The organism is Paramagnetospirillum marisnigri (assembly GCF_001650715.1).
Taxonomy (GTDB): domain Bacteria; phylum Pseudomonadota; class Alphaproteobacteria; order Rhodospirillales; family Magnetospirillaceae; genus Phaeospirillum; species Phaeospirillum marisnigri.
The window spans coordinates 1-1,569 of record NZ_LWQT01000127.1 but is presented as its reverse complement, the minus strand read 5'-3'; the positions used below and the strand labels follow the sequence as shown (position 1 = coordinate 1,569).

The following is a 1,569-nucleotide window of genomic DNA, read 5'->3' as shown; positions in this document are numbered from 1 at the left end:
GTCGAGCGCAAATTGGAGCAGCCCGTTTATGGGCCGCGTTCGGCGAAGCCCTGCCAAATCGATCCCTACCGCGACTATCTTCACCAGCGCGTCGCCGATTATCCCGATCTCAGCGGCAGCCGTCTGTGGCGGGAAATTCGTGAGCTCGGCTACGGCGGCGGCTATACCCGGCTGAAGGATGTCCTGCGGACGATCCGACCCGCCGCTACAGCGGTATTCGAGCGCCGCTTTGAGACGCCGCCTGGTCGGCAAGCCCAAGTGGACTTCGCCCATTTTCGCACCACCTTCGCCGACGAACCGGGGGTGGAGCGCATCGTCTGGCTGTTTTCCATGGTGCTGGGCCATAGCCGCTTCCTGTGGGGCCGGTTCGTTGCCCACCAGGATCTTCAGACTGTGTTGCGCTGCCACCGGGCGGCCTTCGAGGCGTTCGGCGGCGTGCCTGAGCAAATCCTCTACGACCGCATGAAGACCGCCGTGCAGGGCGAGGGCGACGAGGGCATCGTCTACAATAAGACGATGCTCGCCTTCGCCGCCCATTACGGTTTTCTGCCCAAGGCGTGTCGGCCCTATCGGGCCAAGACCAAGGGCAAGGTCGAGCGCCCCTTCCGTTATGTCCGCCAGGATTTCTTCCTCGGCCGGACCTTTCGCAACCTCGACGACCTCAACGGCCAATTCCGCCAATGGCTGGACAGCGTTGCCAATATTCGCACCCATGCCACCACCCATCGGATCGTTGCCGAGCATTTTCTTGAGGAGCGTCCTCGGCTGAAGGGCTTGCCGGTCGGTCCCTATGGCGCCGTGCTGACGCTCGAGCGCCGGGTGACGCGGGATGGCATGGTCTCGGTCGGCGGTAATCTCTACAGTGTGCCGGACTGCACCCGGCGCCGGACGGTCGAGGTCCACGGCATGGCCGACGAAATCCACATCTTCGAGGACGGCCGGATGATTGCCGCCCACCCCGTCCTTGATGGCCGTGGCCAGCGCCGCATCGCCACCGGCCATCGCTCCACGCCACCACCGCCCAACAGCGCGACCCCGCGCGAGGGACCGCCGCCAATCAGGCGTGCCGGCGAGGTCGTGACCTGCCGCCCGCTGGAGATTTACGACACCATCGGCCGCCACCTTGCCGCTGAGGTGCGGCCATGACCGCCGCTACCACCCTGGACCGCGTCCGCCACCACTTGGTTGGCCTGAGGATGCCCCGCGCGCTGGAAGCCCTGGACCACACCGTGCGGCAGTTGGAGCAAGGCGCCATCTCCGCCATCGATGCCCTCGATATCTTGCTGGCAGAGGAATTCACCATCCGCGAGGGCAGGCGCGTCAAGGCGGCGCTCCAGATGGCTCGACTGACCACCGTCAAGACCATCGCCGGGTTCGATTTCGCCTTCCAGCCATCGCTGGATCGCAATCGTATCCTGACCTTGGCTCAACTCGGCTTCATCGATCGCCACGAGGTGCTCCATCTGCTCGGGCCTCCCGGCACCGGCAAGAGCCACTTGGCCCTGGCATTGGGCGTCGAGGCGGTAAAGGCCGGGCGAAGCGTCTACTTCGCCACCCTGGCCGAGATCG

Annotated in this window: 2 protein-coding genes; both read left to right on the top strand. The window is 65.3% G+C overall.

The window, feature by feature from the left end; translation table 11 throughout:
• Positions 1-1,146, top strand: a 1,146-nt coding sequence (gene istA / locus A6A04_RS20600; protein WP_068495904.1) for an IS21 family transposase, incomplete at its 5' end; no start/stop codon positions are given.
• Positions 1,143-1,569: ATP-binding protein (locus A6A04_RS20595; protein ID WP_172822834.1), on the top strand; the 427-nt coding region annotated here is incomplete at its 3' end. The genes istA and A6A04_RS20595, both read left to right, overlap by 4 nt.